This is a genomic window from Campylobacter sp. CFSAN093246, from assembly GCF_012889415.1.
In the GTDB taxonomy this organism is placed as follows: domain Bacteria; phylum Campylobacterota; class Campylobacteria; order Campylobacterales; family Campylobacteraceae; genus Campylobacter_D; species Campylobacter_D jejuni.
Genome location: NZ_CP040613.1, coordinates 1,496,001 through 1,512,773, shown reverse-complemented (window position 1 = coordinate 1,512,773; position 16,773 = coordinate 1,496,001). Strand labels below are relative to the sequence as shown.

The window sequence follows — 16,773 nt, the reverse complement described above, 5'->3', positions numbered from 1 at the left end:
AAAAAGGATATTTTTGGATTATATTTTTGATGGTTTTAAACAGGCTTTATTTTTACTTTTCAATGCTGATGAAAGCGTAATTTCAGCTATAAAAACTACACTTTTAAGCTCAAGTATTTCTATAGTTTTAGCTTTGCTTATAGGTTTTCCTTTGGGATTTATCTTAGGTTTTTTTGAATTTAAATTGAAGCGTTTTATAAAACTTATAGTTGATACTAGCCTTTCTTTTCCAACAGTTGCAGTAGGACTTATACTTTATGCACTGATTTCAAGTCGAGGACCTTTGGGAGAATTTGGATTGCTTTTTACTATAAAGGCTTTAATTTTAGGGCAGTTTATCTTAGCGCTTCCTATAGTGATCGCACTTTTTTCAAATTTGATAGAAAATATGAATAAAAAACATTTTTTACTTATAAAATCTTTTCACCTAAGTCCTTTAAAACTTGTTTTAACGATGATTTATGAATTACGCTTTGCTTTGATTAGCGTCGTTGCACTAGCTTATGGACGCATTGTAGCAGAAGTAGGAGTAGCGATGATAGTAGGTGGAAATATCAAATACGATACTAGAACCATAACCACAGCTATTTCTCTTGAAACAAACAAAGGCGAATTTGCTAGCGGTATAGCTTTGGCTTTGGTTTTAATTCTCATTGCCTTTTGTTTAAATTTCATCACGCACAAACTCAAAAGAACATAAAATGATAGAAATTTCTAATCTTTTTTTCAACTATCAAAACAAAGAAGTTTTAAAAATCAAAAATTTAAAACTTGATACAAGTAAAATTAGCATCTTAATGGGAGCGAATGGAAGTGGAAAATCTACATTTTTAAGAATATTAAAATTTTTAGAAGGAGATTTTTCAAAAAATATTTCTTATTTTGGAAATTTTAAACCTAATAATAAGCAAAAGCGTGAAATTTATTTGCTTTTTCCAGAGCCTATTTTGTTAAATCGTAGTGTAAGGGCAAATTTTTTATTTACCTTAAAAACTTATGGGATTAAAGAAGATATTGAAGAACGCATAAAAGAAAGTTTGATGTTTTTAAATTTAGATGAAAGTCTTTTAAGTAAACATCCTAATGAACTTTCATCAGGACAAAGTCAAAAAATAGCTTTTGCTATAGCTTTAAGCGTAAGAGCGAAGTATTATTTACTTGATGAACCAAGTGCTTTTTTGGATAAAAATACTACACTTTTATTTAAAAAAACTATTCTTAAAATGCATGAAAATTTCAATACAGGTTTTTTAATCGCAAGTCATGATAAACATTTTTTAGATTCTTTGGCGCAAAAAAAACTTTATTTGCACAGTGGAGAAATTTTAGAATTTGAAAATACTAATGTTTTTGAACTAGAAAATCAAGGTGTGAAATTTTGTAATTTTATAGATTTTAGTAATTGTAAAAAATATAAAGATTTTAAAAAACCTCCAAGCAAAATTGCTATTGATCCTTATAAAATTTCTTTTTTTAATTCTAAAAATATTCCAAAAAATAATTATGATTTTATTTTAGAAAAATGTTATATTATAGCACTTAGAAGTAGGAAAAGTGATGTTTTTATAAGGGTAAGTTGTATGGATAAAATTTTAGAATTTGCCTTGGAAAAACAAGAATTTTTAAGATTCGATTTAAAATTATACGAAGAACTTAGTCTTTATTTTTATGAAGATGCAATATGTTTCTTAAATTAACATACATTATAAAATTTAAATAAAATATTACAAATATTCCCATTTTTTATAAAATTTATCTTAATTATTTTTTAAATTTGTATTTAATACAAATAAACTCTTATATAATGTTTAAAAACAACCATAAAGGAGTTTTTATGCTTAATCAAAATAATCAAGAGCTTTTTAAGCCAAGTAAAGAATTTTCTCGTAATGCTCGTATAAAAAATTTATGTGAATACTATGATTTATGCGATGAAGCCAAGGAAGATTTTGAAGGTTTTTGGAAAAGACAAGCATTTGAGAAGATTGAGTGGTTTTCGCCTTTTTCAAGAGTGCTAAATGAGGATAAAGCTCCATTTTATAAATGGTTTGAAGGTGGAACTTTAAATGTAAGTTATCAATGTCTTGATCGTCATATGAAAACAAGACGCAATAAAGCTGCTTTGATTTTTGAAGGTGAAATGGGGGATTATGAAGTTTATACTTATAGAAGATTATTGCATGAAACTTGCAAGGCGGCCAATTTGCTTAAAAAATTCGGAGTAAAAAAAGGCGATAGGGTTGTAATTTATATGCCTATGATTCCAGAAACAGCTATAGTAATGTTAGCTTGTGCAAGGATTGGGGCTATTCATAGTGTAGTATTTGGAGGGTTTTCTCCTGAAGCCTTAAGAGATAGAATTATAGATGCAGGAGCTAAACTTGTAGTAACGGCTGATGGTGCTTTTCGTCGTGGCAAACCTTATATGTTAAAACCTGCAGTAGATAAGGCTTTAAGTGAAGGGTGTGAAAGTGTAGAAAAAGTACTTATAGTTATACGCAATAATGAGCCTATAGAATATATTAAAGGAAGGGACTATGTTTATAACGAACTTGTGAAAAATGAGTCTTATAAGTGTGAACCCGAAATTATGGATAGTGAGGATTTGTTGTTTTTGCTTTACACTTCAGGATCAACGGGCAAGCCAAAAGGAGTTATGCATGCAAGTGCAGGATATATACTTTGGGCACAAATGACTATGGAATGGGTTTTTGATATTAAAGATTATGATAATTATTGGTGTAGTGCTGATGTGGGTTGGATTACAGGACATACTTATGTAGTTTATGGGCCTTTAGCATGTGGGGCAACGACTATAATGCATGAAGGAACTCCTACTTATCCAAATTCTGGGCGTTGGTGGAGAATGATAGAAGAGTATCAAATAAGCAAATTCTACACTTCGCCAACTGCCATAAGAATGCTTCATGCTGATGCACCTAATGAGCCAAGAAAATATGATTTAAGTACGCTTGAAGTGCTTGGAACGGTTGGAGAGCCTATCAATCCTAGTGCTTGGAAGTGGTTTTATGATGAAATAGGGGGAACTAAAAGTCCTATAGTCGATACTTGGTGGCAAACAGAAACAGGTGGGCATATGATCACGCCTTTACCAGGCGCCACTCCTTTAAAACCAGGTTGTGCCACCTTGCCTTTGCCAGGGATTTTTGCGGAAGTTATTGATGAAGAAGGCAATAAAAAAGATGAAGGTGAAGATGGGTTGCTTTGTATAACTAAACCTTGGCCTTCGATGATTCGTGGAATTTGGGGCAATGATGAACGCTATATAGAAAGTTATTTTTCTCAAGCTAAAAAAGATGGAAAAGCTGTATATTTTAGTGGCGATGGTGCTTTTTATGATAAAAATGGTTATATTACCATCACAGGAAGAACAGATGATGTGGTTAATGTTGCAGGACATCGTATAGGAACGGCTGAAATTGAAAGCGCTATTGCTAAACATCCAAGTGTAGCAGAATCAGCTGTAGTGAGTATTTTGGATACGATTAAGGGCGAGTCATTGTTTGCTTTTGTGGTTTTAAGTCCTGCATCCAGTTGTGATCTTGGCGGAGCTATAGAAACTTTAAAAGAACTTAATGACATTTTAAGAGTAGAAATAGGACCTATAGCTAAAATAGAAAAAATTCTTTATACTCCAGGTTTGCCAAAAACTAGAAGTGGTAAAATAATGAGAAGAATTTTAAGAACTATAGCAAGAGGCGAAGAAATCAAACAGGATATTTCAACACTTGAAGATTCTAAAGTAGTAGAAACCATTGTTAAATTAGCTAAGGCAGAGTTTGAATAACAAGGCAAAAAGAACTTTGCCTTGTTGCATGAAAATTCATAAAAATAAGCTATAATGATAAAAAAATAAAAGGAAATTTTTATGCTTCAAACTTGTATTTTCCCTGCGGCAGGTTATGGGACGAGATTTTTACCTGCAACAAAAACTTTACCTAAAGAGATGTTACCTATCTTAACCAAGCCTTTGATCCATTATGGAGTTGATGAAGCTTTAGAAGCAGGAATGGAAAATATGGGATTTGTCACAGGGCGTGGAAAAAGAGCTTTGGAGGATTATTTTGATATTTCTTATGAACTTGAACATCAAATTTCAGGTACAAAAAAAGAATACTTACTTGATGAAATTCGCTCTTTGATCAATCGTTGTACCTTTACTTTTACAAGACAAAATCAAATGAAAGGCTTAGGTGATGCGGTTTTAAAAGGTAGACCTTTGGTTGGCGATGAAGCTTTTGGCGTAATTTTGGCTGATGATTTGTGTGTTAATGAAGAAGGCTTAAATGTTATGGCTCAAATGGTAAAAATTTATGAAAAATATCGCTGCACCATCATAGCTGTGATGGAAGTACCAAAAGAGCAAGTTTCAAACTATGGAGTAATTTCTGGAAATTTTGTAGAAGAAAATCTTATCATGGTTAATTCTATGATAGAAAAACCAAGTCCTGATGAAGCTCCAAGTAATCTTGCTATCATAGGAAGATATATTTTAACTCCTGATATTTTTGGAATTTTAGAAAATACTAAAGCAGGAAAAAATGGTGAAATTCAACTTACCGACGCGCTTTTAACTCAAGCAACCAATGGTATGGTTTTAGCTTATAAATTTCAAGGGAAACGCTTTGATTGTGGAAGTGTAGAAGGCTTTGTAGAGGCGACAAATTATTTTTACGAGAAAAGTAAATGTTAAACAATACGCTTTTTTTTAAACAAAGTGAAATTCACACTATAAGTTCTTATGCAAATCGTATTAATGATGAGGTAAAAAGTGGAGATATAGGGTATTATCATCTTATTGACACAAGTTTGAATTTAATCGATGAGAGCTTGCAATTTATTCAAGATAAAGAGTATGTAAAAAATATCGTTTTAGTGGGAATGGGAGGTTCAAGTTGTGGTGTAAAAGCCTTGCGTGATATGCTTTTTAATGAAAAAAGCAACCAAAGAGAGCTTTTTATACTCGATAACACAAGCTCGCATTCTTTTAATAAGACTTTAGAAAAAATCAAGCTTGAAGAAAGTTTGTTTTTAATCATCAGCAAAACAGGTAGTACTATAGAAGTTGTATCGCTTTTTAAACTTCTTATTGAACATTTTAAACTTGATATGCAAGAATTAAAAAAATACTTTGTTTTTATTACCGATAAGGATTCAAAACTTCATCAAGAAGGTGAAAATTTAGGTATTAAATGCTTTTTTATCCCTGCAAATGTAGGAGGTCGTTTTAGCATACTTTCAGCCGTAGGTATAGTTCCACTTTGTTTTTGTGGCTATAATGCCAAAGCTCTTTTAGAAGGAGCTAAAGCTTGTTTTGAAGATTTTTTTACTCACAAAAAAGATGAAATTTTACAAAAAGCCTATCATTATTGTACACACAAAAATGCCAATATCAATGTACTTTTTTCATATAGCGATGCTTTTAAAGGCTTTAATGAATGGTATATCCAGCTTATTGCTGAAAGTTTAGGTAAAAAGCAAGGCTATAAACGCATAGGTTTAACTCCTATTGCACTCATTGGCGCAAGAGATCAACATAGTTTTTTACAACTCATCATGGATGGACCTAAAAATAAAACTGTAACTTTTTTAAAAATCAAAGACGCTCAAAAAGCACCTATTATCCCTGATATTCATTTTAAATTTTTAGATTCTTTAAGTAATAAAGTCAATCTTCACGAACTTTTAAACGCTCAATGTGATGCAACTATGCACGCTTTAATCGCTGAAAATTTGAGTGTTGATGTGATAGAACTTGAAAAACTTGACGCTTGGCATGCGGGATATTTGATGTATTATTATGAACTTTTTACTTCAACTTGCGGTGTTATGCTAGGGATTAACACTTATGATCAACCTGGTGTGGAAGTTGGAAAGTTGATCTTAAAAAATATATTAAATTCTTAATCAAAATTCATTAAAAAAGAGTATAATGATTTTAAGTTAAAATTATAATAAAAATTTTTAATTAATAATAATTATTATTATTTAAGAATTTTATGTTATAATTTTAAAAATTAAAAAAAGGAGTCAATCATGTCAGTTACAAAACAATTATTACAAATGCAAGCAGATGCTCATCATTTATGGGTTAAATTTCATAATTATCACTGGAATGTAAAAGGTTTGCAATTTTTTTCTATACACGAGTACACAGAAAAAGCTTATGAAGAAATGGCAGAACTTTTTGATAGTTGTGCTGAAAGAGTTTTACAACTTGGCGAAAAAGCTATCACTTGCCAAAAAGTTTTAATGGAAAATGCAAAAAGTCCAAAAGTTGCAAAAGATTGCTTTACTCCGCTTGAAGTCATAGAACTGATCAAACAAGATTATGAATATCTTTTAGCAGAATTTAAAAAACTCAATGAAGCAGCAGAAAAAGAAAGTGATACTACAACAGCTGCTTTTGCACAAGAAAATATCGCAAAATATGAAAAAAGTCTTTGGATGATAGGCGCTACTTTACAAGGTGCTTGCAAAATGTAATTTAAGGGGCTTTATGCCCCAATTATACAAACTAGGTTATAATATCCTTTTTTAAAGGATAAAATTGAAAGTACTTAATTTTTTTTATGAAAACCACCCTAAATTTGAAGTAAGTTATGAAAGAAAAAATCAAATTTCAAAACCAAATATTATCATAAAAGGCCCACGATTTTGTGGTAAAAAAACACTTATTTTTAATTTTTTATCTCAATTTAAAGCAAGTGAAATTTTGTTTTTAGATTTATATGATACACGCTTTGAAAAACAAAGTTTAGAAAGACTTGCTGATTTTCTGAATGAAAATTTACAAATTAAAATTCTTTGCCTTTATAATTTGGATTTTATCCCTAATTTAGAAAAAATTAACATTCCCATCATCTTAAGTGCAAATATAAAAGATTTAAATGTAAATGGGTTTGAAGAGCTTGAACTTGATTATTTTGATTTTGAAGAATTTATTAGTGTAAGTAAGAAAAATTTACCTATAAATAATTTAGTAGGTCTTTTTTTGCAAAGTGGACGCAGTAAATTTGGAGAAAAAAACATACTTCTAAGACAAAGCTTCACTCTTTTAGAATTAGAAATTTTAAAGTATTTAGCTTTAAATTTGGGTCAGCAAATCAGTATTTCTAAGATATTTATAGAACTCAAAAAAAGATTAAAAACTTCAAAAGATAGTGTTTATCAAGCTATAAAAAAATTAGAAAATACTTATGTGATTTATACCTTAAAACATGATGAAAAAAAACTTCAAAAGATTTATTTTAAAGATTTTGGCCTAAGAAATAATCTTTGTATTTCAAAGGATTTTTCACATTTATTTGAAAATTTAGTTTTAAGCGAGTTGTTTAAATTTAAAGAAGAATTTTTTTATAACAAATACTTTAACTTTTATAGCCAAATATCTAAAATTGCTTATATTTCAAGTCCAACTTTAGATATTGATTTGATCAAGCTACGTGCTAAGAAAATTTTACCAAAGGCTTTAGAACTTGGAATTTTTCATGTGATTTTTATCACTCTTTCAAGCGAGGATAATTTTTTTGAACAAGGGGTTAAATTTGAAGTCATATCTTTTGATAAATTTTCACTTGGATTTTAGGTGTTGTTTGAGTTTGTATCGTATTTTTCAAGGTTGTATCGTTTGATGATTTTTGTAATAAGATTGATATAATATCCCTTGCGTTCAGAATAAGAATCTAAAGTTTTAATAGCCTCTAGCCCTGTTATCTCTTTGCCTTCGCTTTCAAATTTAGCTCTTGCATCGCGAAACTTTTCATAAGCAAAATGACGATTTAAATTTAAAACATAAGAGTCAACACTATCTTGCAGACTATCAAAAATCTTAATTTTATGTTTTTTATCTGGATGTCTTAAATCAGGAATTAAACCTTTCTCACCCCAAGTCCATTCTCCAAAAAGATTGTTTGCTTCTCTTGCGAAGCGACTGGTACCTGTAGCACTTTCAACTAAAGCTTGGGCTATACCCATGGATTTTGGAATTTTTTGAATACGTTTTTTATATTCTGCAAAATCATAAAGATTTTCAATGCGATATTTGTTTTTTATCGTGATAAGTTTTTCAAGATTTATTTGGTTTGAAGTCCTAAAGCCTGTTTTGTAAGCATCTTTAAAAAAGGCTTCGATAAAAGCTCTTTCTTGTTCAATTTTTTTAAAGCTTTGATCAAACATTTCATTCATTTTTATAAAAAAAATTTGTCTTTTTTGATCTATATCAAGTTTGTAATATTCCTCTCCAAAGCCATTTTTTAGATCATCAGCAAAAAGTGGGATTAGAAAAAGACTAAGAAAAATTATAATTGGCTTCAAAACAATACTTTACCTTTCCTTCAAAAAACAATTCTTCATTTTTATATGTAAACCCAACCTCTTCACCACTTTTAGGAGTTATTTTAACTTTATTTTGTACTTTTTTATTTAAAAATGCCAGATAAAAACAAGCCCCCATTCCTGTGCCACAAGCTAAGGTTTCATCTTCAACTCCGCGTTCATAGGTACGAACTTTTAAATGATTTTCATCTAAAATTTTTACAAAATTAACATTGGCATTATATTTTTGTCTCATTTTTTGACAAAGTATTGTATCAAATTCATCTAAATTTTGACAAAAATGCACTAGATGTGGAACTCCAGTGTCGCAAAGTTGCCAAGTTTTTCCTAATTCTTCAAAAGTATTTTGCACGCTTTTTATTTTGCCTAAAGATACTTCAACTTTATCTTGATTTACCTTTGCTTTTATTATTTCTGCACCGGTTAAAAAACTCATGTTAGGATTTATTTTGTTAATATGATGTGCAAAATGTGCCGCAGCCCTTGAGCCATTGCCACACATAGCAGCCCTTGAGCCATCGTTATTATAAAATTCCCATTCAAAGTCGTATTTTTCATGAGGCAATATCACGATAAAGCCATCCCCACCTATGCCCTCATAACGATTGCAAAGTTCTTTAGCTAAAGCACTTCTATCTTCTTTTCTATCAGCATTTGTTATGACAAAATCATTCCCACTTGCACAATATTTATAAAATTTCACATTTTTCCTTTAGAAATTTCTTGTATTACTTTAACACATTCTTGCCTAAAATCGGCATAAGAGTTAGTATTTTTAATGATAAAATCTGCTTTTTTAAGTTTTTCTTCAATATCTATTTGAGAATCAAGTCTTGTTTTTGCAGCTTCTAAGCTAAGCTTATCTCTTTGCATGATTCTTTTAAGGCTTAATTCTTTAGGTGTGTAAATTACTATGACTTTGCCTAAATTTTCATAAGCACCGCTTTCAAAAAAAAGAGGAATTTCTACAAAAAAAGCTTTATTTTCTTTATCTAGAATTTGCATTTGTTCTAAAATTTTAGCTCGAATTTTAGGATGAGTGAAATTTTCTAAGATTTTTTTAGCTTCTTTATTGTTAAAAACAATTTCTCCAAGGATTTTTCTATCGATTTTCTTTTCTTTTGTGAGTAAATTTTTTAAGTTAAAGGGAGAAAAAATCTTTTCAAGTTCTAAAGCATTTTCATCTAAAATTTTATGAGCAATTTTATCTGCGCTAATGCTTTTAAAGTCTAAAGAATTCGCTATTTCTATAAAAGTGCTTTTACCACAAGCAATTGAAGCGGTTACAAAAAAAGCATTTTTCATCTTATGCCTTATTAAAACTTTTTTCGTTAAAATACCTTTTTAGTTCTTAAAGGAAAATAAATGAAAATTTCATATGAAGATGCAGGCGTAAGTATAGATAATGGAAATACCTTTGTAGAGGCTATAAAACCTTTGGTTAAAGAAACTTTTAATGATAATGTTGTAGGTGGAATTGGTTCTTTTGCTGGTGCTTTTAGAATGCCAAGTGGTTTTAAAAAGCCTGTGATTTTAGGTGCAACAGATGGGGTTGGTACCAAGCTTCGCTTGGCAATTGATGCTAAAAAATATGATACTATAGGGCAAGATTTAGTAGCAATGTGCGTGAATGATTTGATTTGTAATTTTGCTACGCCTTTGTTTTTCCTAGATTATTATGCTACAGCCAAGCTCGAAGTAGAAGTAGCAAAGGCTGTTGTATCAGGCATTGCCAAGGGATGTAAGATGGCAAATTGTGCATTAATTGGCGGAGAAACTGCTGAAATGCCTGGAATGTATGCAAAAGATGATTTTGATCTTGCGGGTTTTGCAGTGGGTATGGCTGAAGAAGATGAGATTGATAGAAGTAAATTTGTTAAAAATGGTGATATTTTATTGGCACTTTCTAGTTCAGGACTTCATTCAAATGGTTATTCTTTAGCTAGAAAAGTACTTTTTGAAAGTTTAAAATTAAAATTTGATGACAAGATAGAGGGTAAAAATTTAATTGATATTTTGTTAGAACCTACAAGGATTTATGTGCGTGATTTTCTTACACTAAAGCCTTATATCAGTGCTCTAGCACATATTACAGGGGGTGGTTTAGTAGAAAATTTACCACGCGTTTTACCTCGTGGTATGGGTGCAACTATACGCAAACATCATCTTAAAACTCCTGAAATTTTTTATACTATAGGACAGGCTGTAGAAGAAAGCGAAATGTATAGAAGCTTTAACATGGGAGTGGGTTTAGTAATGGTTGTAGATCCTTCTAATGTAAGTAAGATTTTAGAAAATTCAGATGCCTTTATTATCGGCGAAATTTGCATTAATGAAGGTATTGTTTTAGAATGAAAATAAAGCGTTAATACGCTTTATTTTTGTATTTTAAGTTCTATTTTTGTAGTGTTTTGTTCTTTTGGCAAAGGATTGGTTTGTGCTAGATAAAAGGCTACAAGTACATTTACAAGCATAGCGATAAGTAAAAGAGGAGTGGTTCGTTTTATAATATCCATTGGAGCTACTTTTGCAAATCCAGCTAAAGCTATGATTCCGCCTGCTATTGGTGAAGCTGCACGACCTAAACAAGATGCAATTTCTATAGGTAAAACTAGAGTAATAGGTGCAACGCCTAATTTTGTAGCTATATCAGGAGCTAGTTTTCCAAAAGTATTAAAAGCGGCAATTCCACTTCCCATAATCACTGTGGCAAAATAAACTAAAAAGCTTAAAATAGCTATACTCAAAAGAATTCCAAACCATGCAAAATTTCCTGTTCCAAGATTTGAAACCGCGTTAGCAAGGATATTAACTCCACCAAGTGCTTTAATGCCTTCAGCAAATACTCCAGCGGCGATGATTATGCTTACGACTGAGATAAAAATTTCAGCCATAGCTTTTAAAATCACCATCATATCTTCGCCTAATTTTCTAGCATTTCTGTGTCTTGCAAATTCAACAAGAAAAACTAAAGAAATGCTTAAAAATTTGCTGTTACAACATCGAGCTTGATAGTAAAAAAATACGCTATAAATAAAAATACAACAGGTAACCAAGGAAAGAGTATGTAAAAAAGTAGGGCATTTAGGATCAATGATTTGCGGAATTTCAACTTCATCATTTAAAACACCTTTTTCTTTATCTCTTTTATCAATCCAAGTAGAATAAAAAGGAATCAAGATGGCAATTAACTACAACATAAGTAATCACACTATAAATTTGATAATTTAAAGAAAGTCCTACGACATTATCACTTTGTCCTACCATATCCGCCATATTGATTGAATTTCCATCTTTTGGACCATAATCAAGCGCAATTAAAGAAAGCACACATACAGCTGTAATAGGACGGATTTTAAGTGAGATTAAAACAGGATAAATACATGCTAACAAAAGCAATCCAGCATAGCTAGAAATGACGATTTTTAAAGCCATTCCAACAACAAAAGTTCCACTTAAAATTAAGTATTTATTTTTTGATTTTTCCTGAGGGTTTATTTGCTAAAAAAGCAAGTTTTGCCGAAGCATTGATATGTTTCATGTAAGCAGTAAAGCCTGCCACACTCATGATAATAAACCCTACTCCAGAAAGCTGACTTTTAAAAATCGCTGTGATAAAAGATAACTATCAAGTAAAACATTTAAAAAGCTTGTATGCTCTCTGCTTGGGGCTTTTGGTATAGGTGTTCCTGTGATGTAAAAAGCAAAAATAAGCAAGATAATATTTGAAAGAAAAATACAAAAATGAGATTATATTTTAGTATATAATAAGCAACGACAATTACCGCTAAAAGTGTAGAACATATCATAAAAATTGGCATGATTTCTCCTAAAGTTATTATTAGCTTTTATTTTAGCTAAAATTTAACTAATAAATATTTTTCATTTAAAATTTTACTTATTTTTTGCATTATAAAATTAATAATATGTATAGTTTGGTTACTGAAAAGTTTATGTTTGTTTAAAAAAATGATTTTTGTATTATAATTATACACAAATCATAAATATTAAAAAGGATCTAGTGTGGCAAGAATTTTGGCATTTGATATAGGAATAAGCTCTATTGGCTGGGCATTTAGTGAAAATGATGAGTTAAAAGATTGTGGAGTTAGGATTTTTACAAAGGCTGAAAATCCCAAAACAGGAGAATCCTTAGCCTTGCCAAGACGCCTTGCAAGAAGTGCTAGAAAACGCCTTGCTAGACGCAAAGCAAGGCTAAATCACTTAAAACATTTAATCGCAAATGAATTTAAGTTAAATTACGAAGATTATCAAAGCTTTGATGAAAGTTTAGCCAAGGCTTATAAAGGATCTTTAATTAGCCCTTATGAGTTAAGATTTAGAGCTTTAAACGAGCTTTTAAGTAAGCAAGATTTTGCAAGAGTGATTTTACATATTGCAAAAAGGCGTGGCTATGATGATATTAAAAATAGTGATGATAAAGAAAAAGGTGCGATTTTAAAAGCTATCAAGCAAAATGAAGAAAAACTAGCAAATTATCAAAGTGTGGGCGAGTATCTTTATAAAGAGTATTTTCAAAAATTCAAAGAAAATTCCAAAGAATTTACAAATGTTAGAAATAAAAAAGAAAGTTATGAACGCTGCATAGCGCAAAGTTTTTTAAAAGATGAATTAAAGCTTATTTTTAAAAAACAAAGAGAATTTGGCTTTTCTTTTTCAAAAAAATTTGAAGAAGAGGTGCTTAGTGTAGCATTTTATAAAAGGGCTTTAAAAGATTTTTCTCATTTGGTGGGAAATTGTAGTTTTTTTACCGATGAAAAAAGAGCGCCAAAAAATTCGCCCTTAGCTTTTATGTTTGTAGCACTTACAAGAATTATCAATCTTTTAAACAATCTTAAAAATACTGAAGGAATTTTATATACAAAAGATGATTTAAACGCCCTTTTGAATGAAGTTTTAAAAAACGGCACTCTAACTTATAAACAAACAAAAAAGCTTTTGGGCTTAAGCGATGATTATGAATTTAAAGGGGAAAAAGGAACTTATTTTATTGAGTTTAAAAAATATAAAGAATTTATAAAAGCCCTAGGTGATCATAGTTTAAGCCAAGATGATTTAAATGAAATAGTAAAAGATATTACCCTTATAAAAGATGAGATTAAGCTTAAAAAGGCTTTAGCAAAATATGATTTAAATCAAAATCAAATTGATAGTTTAAGCAAATTGGAATTTAAAGACCATTTAAATATAAGTTTTAAAGCCTTAAAACTTATCACTCCTTTAATGCTTGAAGGTAAAAAATACGATGAAGCTTGTAATGAGCTTAATTTAAAAGTAGCAATCAATGAAGATAAAAAAGATTTTTTACCCGCATTTAATGAAACTTATTATAAAGATGAGGTAACTAATCCTGTGGTTTTAAGAGCGATTAAAGAATACAGAAAGGTCTTAAATGCTTTACTTAAAAAATACGGCAAAGTGCATAAAATAAACATTGAATTAGCAAGAGAAGTAGGTAAAAATTACAGCCAAAGAGCTAAAATAGAAAAAGAGCAAAATGAAAACTACAAGGCCAAAAAAGACGCCGAACTTGAATGTGAAAAACTAGGCTTAAAAATAAATAGCAAAAATATTTTAAAATTAAGATTATTTAAAGAACAAAAAGAATTTTGTGCTTATAGTGGAGAAAAGATTAAAATTAGTGATTTGCAAGATGAAAAAATGCTTGAAATTGATCACATTTACCCTTATTCTAGAAGTTTTGATGATTCTTATATGAATAAAGTTTTAGTTTTTACCAAGCAAAATCAAGAAAAACTTAATCAAACCCCCTTTGAAGCCTTTGGCAATGATAGTGCAAAATGGCAGAAAATTGAAGTTTTAGCAAAAAATTTACCTACTAAAAAGCAAAAAAGAATTTTAGATAAAAATTACAAAGACAAAGAGCAAAAAGACTTTAAAGATAGAAATCTAAACGATACTCGCTACATCGCAAGGCTTGTTTTAAACTACACTAAAGATTATTTAGATTTTTTACCTTTAAGCGATGATGAAAATACAAAGTTAAACGACACACAAAAAGGCTCAAAAGTGCATGTAGAAGCAAAAAGCGGTATGCTTACATCGGCTTTAAGACACACTTGGGGCTTTAGCGCTAAGGATAGAAATAACCATCTTCATCACGCCATCGATGCAGTAATTATTGCTTATGCAAACAACTCTATCGTAAAGGCTTTTTCAGATTTTAAAAAAGAGCAAGAAAGCAACAGTGCAGAACTTTATGCAAAAAAAATTAGTGAATTAGATTATAAAAACAAAAGGAAGTTTTTTGAGCCTTTTAGTGGTTTTAGGCAAAAGGTTTTAGATAAAATTGATGAAATTTTTGTCTCAAAACCTGAGAGAAAAAAGCCAAGCGGAGCCTTACATGAAGAAACATTTAGAAAAGAAGAAGAATTCTATCAATCATACGGCGGAAAAGAAGGAGTTTTAAAAGCCCTAGAGCTTGGTAAAATCCGCAAAGTAAATGGTAAAATTGTTAAAAATGGCGATATGTTTAGAGTGGATATTTTTAAACACAAAAAGACAAATAAATTTTATGCTGTGCCAATTTATACTATGGATTTTGCTTTAAAAGTATTACCAAATAAAGCTGTAGCACGAAGTAAAAAAGGTGAGATAAAAGACTGGATTTTAATGGATGAAAATTATGAGTTTTGCTTTTCTTTATACAAAGATAGTTTGATTTTAATTCAAACTAAAGATATGCAAGAGCCAGAACTTGTTTATTTTAATGCTTTTACAAGCTCTACTGTTAGTTTGATTGTTTCAAAACACGATAATAAATTTGAAACGCTAAGCAAAAATCAAAAAATATTGTTTAAAAATGCAAATGAAAAAGAAGTAATCGCAAAAAGCATAGGAATTCAAAATCTAAAAGTATTTGAAAAATACATAGTTTCAGCACTTGGAGAAGTGACAAAGGCTGAGTTTAGACAAAGAGAAGATTTTAAAAAATGAGTTACGATGAAGCTTTTAAAACACTGCTTATTAGCTCTAATGCCAAGCTAAATTTAGAGCTAAATCATCTTGTGATTAAGCAAGATGAAAATATAGCCAAATTGTTTTTAAAAGATATAAATATCATCGTTTTAGAAAGCTTACAAGCAAGCCTTAGTTCCGCACTTTTTAATGCCTTTGCAAGGCATAAAATCATCTTGCTAACCTGCGATGAAACTCATAGTATAAATGGTATTTTTACTCCTTTTTTAGGGCATTTTCAAAGTGCAAAAATCGCAAAAGAACAAATAAATGTAAGTGCTCAAAAAAAGGCTATTTTATGGCAAAAAATCATTAAAAATAAAATCCTAAATCAAGCCTTTGTTTTGAAAAAACACAATAAAATAGAGCAAAGCAATGAGCTTATAAATTTGGCCAAAAAAGTAAGCTTAAATGATAGTAAAAATATCGAAGCTGTTGCAGCGGCGCTTTATTTTAAAACTTTGTTTGGGACTTCTTTTTCAAGAGATGAGCTTTGCTTTGAAAATTCTGCTTTAAATTATGGCTATGCAATCATTAGGGCTTGTATTATTAGAGCAGTTTGTATAAGTGGGCTTTTGCCTTGGCTTGGCATTAAGCACGATAATATTTATAATTCTTTTGCGCTTTGTGATGATTTGATAGAAGTGTTTAGGGCTAGTGTTGATGATTGTGTTTTAAAGCTTAAGGGTGAAAGTGAGTTTTTAAGCAAAGATGACAAAAGAGCGTTGATTGGCAATTTACAAAGCAAAATCAATTTTGATGGGCAAAATTATCCTTTAAACAGAGCGATAAATCATTATGTGGCAAATTTTAAAAATGCTTTATTGTATGAAGATGAACTAAAGATAGTGAAATTTGATGATTGAAGATAAATTTATGCGCGTGCTTTTGATGTTTGATGTACCTACTAAAAGTAAAAAAGAGCAAAAACTAGCAAGTAAATTTAGAAACAATCTTATAAAATTAGGTTATTTTATGCTGCAATTTAGCGTTTATATGCGTATTTGCAAGGGTTTAAGTTCTGCAAAAAGTTCTATTGAAAATGTAAAAAAGATTTTGCCACCTTATGGAAATGTAAGGGCTTTAATCATCACTGAAAAGCAATTTGATAAAATGGAGCTTTTGCTTGGTGGCATAGTTTTTAATGAAAAAGTTAATAACGAAACCAATTTAACGCTTTTTGATATAGATAGTCATGGAGAATTTAAATACAAAAATTCAAATAATGAAGAAATACAACTAAACAAAAAACAAGAAAAATATCATCAGCAAAATTTATTTGAATTTTAAAAGCGGTTTTAGGGGATTGTAACCCCGCAGAGTCCCGCAAACTCTTTATTTTAGTCCCTTTTTAAATTTCTTATGAGATTATAGCATAATTTTTGCTATTTTTCATGAAAAAACCCCGAAATTTTC

At 30.2% G+C, this 16,773-nt stretch carries 16 protein-coding genes; 11 read left to right on the top strand and 5 right to left on the bottom strand.

The window, feature by feature from the left end:
• Window positions 1-13: 13 nt before the first annotated feature.
• The 7 genes from tupB to FBE87_RS07760 all read left to right on the top strand — a co-directional run bounded on the left by tupB (window position 14) and on the right by FBE87_RS07760 (window position 7,609).
• Window positions 14-700, top strand: a complete 687-nt coding sequence (tupB, locus tag FBE87_RS07790) for a tungstate ABC transporter permease TupB (protein WP_002851481.1) — start codon at window positions 14-16, stop codon at window positions 698-700.
• Between the two features lies 1 nt (window position 701).
• Window positions 702-1,697, top strand: a complete 996-nt coding sequence (tupC, locus tag FBE87_RS07785; RefSeq protein ID WP_002868367.1) for a tungstate ABC transporter ATP-binding protein TupC — start codon at window positions 702-704, stop codon at window positions 1,695-1,697.
• 137 nt (window positions 1,698-1,834) lie between these two features.
• Window positions 1,835-3,808, top strand: coding sequence for an acetate--CoA ligase (acs, locus tag FBE87_RS07780; protein WP_002851288.1), 1,974 nt, complete (start codon window positions 1,835-1,837; stop codon window positions 3,806-3,808).
• Window positions 3,809-3,889: 81 nt separating this feature from the next.
• Window positions 3,890-4,714 (top strand): UTP--glucose-1-phosphate uridylyltransferase GalU, encoded by an 825-nt coding sequence (galU, locus tag FBE87_RS07775; protein ID WP_002851421.1) that lies wholly within the window; start codon window positions 3,890-3,892, stop codon window positions 4,712-4,714.
• The gene (locus FBE87_RS07770) at window positions 4,708-5,928 is read left to right on the top strand and encodes a glucose-6-phosphate isomerase (protein ID WP_002855462.1); all 1,221 of its coding nucleotides are present in this window, start codon (window positions 4,708-4,710) and stop codon (window positions 5,926-5,928) included. Before galU ends, FBE87_RS07770 begins: the two co-directional genes overlap by 7 nt.
• Window positions 5,929-6,057: 129 nt before the next feature.
• Window positions 6,058-6,507, top strand: coding sequence for a Dps family protein (locus FBE87_RS07765; RefSeq protein WP_002851546.1), 450 nt, complete (start codon window positions 6,058-6,060; stop codon window positions 6,505-6,507).
• 64 nt (window positions 6,508-6,571) lie between these two features.
• Window positions 6,572-7,609, top strand: coding sequence for an ATP-binding protein (locus FBE87_RS07760; protein WP_100621812.1), 1,038 nt, complete (start codon window positions 6,572-6,574; stop codon window positions 7,607-7,609).
• Here the strand turns inward: FBE87_RS07760 and FBE87_RS07755 are convergent.
• The 3 genes from FBE87_RS07755 to coaE are packed head-to-tail and all read right to left on the bottom strand — an operon-like array spanning window position 7,606 to window position 9,663.
• Window positions 7,606-8,337: a glucosaminidase domain-containing protein gene (locus FBE87_RS07755; protein ID WP_002872140.1), complete on the bottom strand. Its 732-nt coding sequence runs from the start codon at window positions 8,335-8,337 to the stop codon at window positions 7,606-7,608. The genes FBE87_RS07760 and FBE87_RS07755 overlap by 4 nt on opposite strands.
• Window positions 8,312-9,061: a diaminopimelate epimerase gene (gene dapF, locus FBE87_RS07750; RefSeq protein ID WP_002872139.1), complete on the bottom strand. Its 750-nt coding sequence runs from the start codon at window positions 9,059-9,061 to the stop codon at window positions 8,312-8,314. The genes FBE87_RS07755 and dapF overlap by 26 nt, the downstream gene beginning before the upstream one ends.
• Window positions 9,058-9,663 (bottom strand): dephospho-CoA kinase, encoded by a 606-nt coding sequence (gene coaE / locus FBE87_RS07745; RefSeq protein WP_002872138.1) that lies wholly within the window; start codon window positions 9,661-9,663, stop codon window positions 9,058-9,060. The genes dapF and coaE overlap by 4 nt, the downstream gene beginning before the upstream one ends.
• A gap of 60 nt (window positions 9,664-9,723) precedes the next feature.
• Here coaE and purM point away from each other — a divergent pair, with 60 nt between their 5' ends.
• A complete protein-coding gene (purM, locus tag FBE87_RS07740) occupies window positions 9,724-10,713 on the top strand; it encodes a phosphoribosylformylglycinamidine cyclo-ligase (RefSeq protein ID WP_002851320.1) in 990 nt (329 codons plus the stop codon).
• A 20-nt stretch (window positions 10,714-10,733) separates the two neighbouring features.
• Here purM and dcuC read toward each other — a convergent pair whose 3' ends face one another.
• Window positions 10,734-11,537 (bottom strand): C4-dicarboxylate transporter DcuC, encoded by an 804-nt coding sequence (gene dcuC, locus FBE87_RS07735; RefSeq protein ID WP_057036706.1) that lies wholly within the window; start codon window positions 11,535-11,537, stop codon window positions 10,734-10,736.
• Window positions 11,509-11,793, bottom strand: a complete 285-nt coding sequence (locus FBE87_RS09280) for a hypothetical protein (protein WP_002851383.1) — start codon at window positions 11,791-11,793, stop codon at window positions 11,509-11,511. Before FBE87_RS09280 ends, dcuC begins: the two co-directional genes overlap by 29 nt.
• A 588-nt stretch (window positions 11,794-12,381) precedes the next feature.
• On the opposite strand from FBE87_RS09280, the gene cas9 reads away from it, so the two are divergent.
• The 3 genes from cas9 to cas2 are packed head-to-tail and all read left to right on the top strand — an operon-like array spanning window position 12,382 to window position 16,647.
• Window positions 12,382-15,336: a type II CRISPR RNA-guided endonuclease Cas9 gene (cas9, locus tag FBE87_RS07730; protein WP_100626311.1), complete on the top strand. Its 2,955-nt coding sequence runs from the start codon at window positions 12,382-12,384 to the stop codon at window positions 15,334-15,336.
• Entirely contained in the window at window positions 15,333-16,223 is an 891-nt protein-coding gene (gene cas1, locus FBE87_RS07725; RefSeq protein ID WP_002851193.1) for a type II CRISPR-associated endonuclease Cas1, read from the top strand. The genes cas9 and cas1 overlap by 4 nt, the downstream gene beginning before the upstream one ends.
• Window positions 16,216-16,647 carry a CRISPR-associated endonuclease Cas2 gene (cas2, locus tag FBE87_RS07720; protein WP_002780988.1) on the top strand — a complete coding sequence of 144 codons (432 nt, stop codon included), beginning with the start codon at window positions 16,216-16,218 and terminating at the stop codon, window positions 16,645-16,647. Before cas1 ends, cas2 begins: the two co-directional genes overlap by 8 nt.
• Window positions 16,648-16,773 lie beyond the last annotated feature (126 nt).

Coding starts and splice junctions, on each gene's coding strand:
- cas1 (WP_002851193.1), top strand. CDS start 15,333: ATGAGTTACGATGAAGCTTTTAAAACACTGCTTATTAGCTCTAATGCC.
- purM (WP_002851320.1), top strand. CDS start 9,724: ATGAAAATTTCATATGAAGATGCAGGCGTAAGTATAGATAATGGAAAT.
- acs (WP_002851288.1), top strand. CDS start 1,835: ATGCTTAATCAAAATAATCAAGAGCTTTTTAAGCCAAGTAAAGAATTT.
- cas2 (WP_002780988.1), top strand. CDS start 16,216: ATGATTGAAGATAAATTTATGCGCGTGCTTTTGATGTTTGATGTACCT.
- FBE87_RS07765 (WP_002851546.1), top strand. CDS start 6,058: ATGTCAGTTACAAAACAATTATTACAAATGCAAGCAGATGCTCATCAT.
- tupC (WP_002868367.1), top strand. CDS start 702: ATGATAGAAATTTCTAATCTTTTTTTCAACTATCAAAACAAAGAAGTT.
- galU (WP_002851421.1), top strand. CDS start 3,890: ATGCTTCAAACTTGTATTTTCCCTGCGGCAGGTTATGGGACGAGATTT.
- coaE (WP_002872138.1), bottom strand. CDS start 9,663: ATGAAAAATGCTTTTTTTGTAACCGCTTCAATTGCTTGTGGTAAAAGC.
- FBE87_RS09280 (WP_002851383.1), bottom strand. CDS start 11,793: ATGGCTTTAAAAATCGTCATTTCTAGCTATGCTGGATTGCTTTTGTTA.
- FBE87_RS07770 (WP_002855462.1), top strand. CDS start 4,708: ATGTTAAACAATACGCTTTTTTTTAAACAAAGTGAAATTCACACTATA.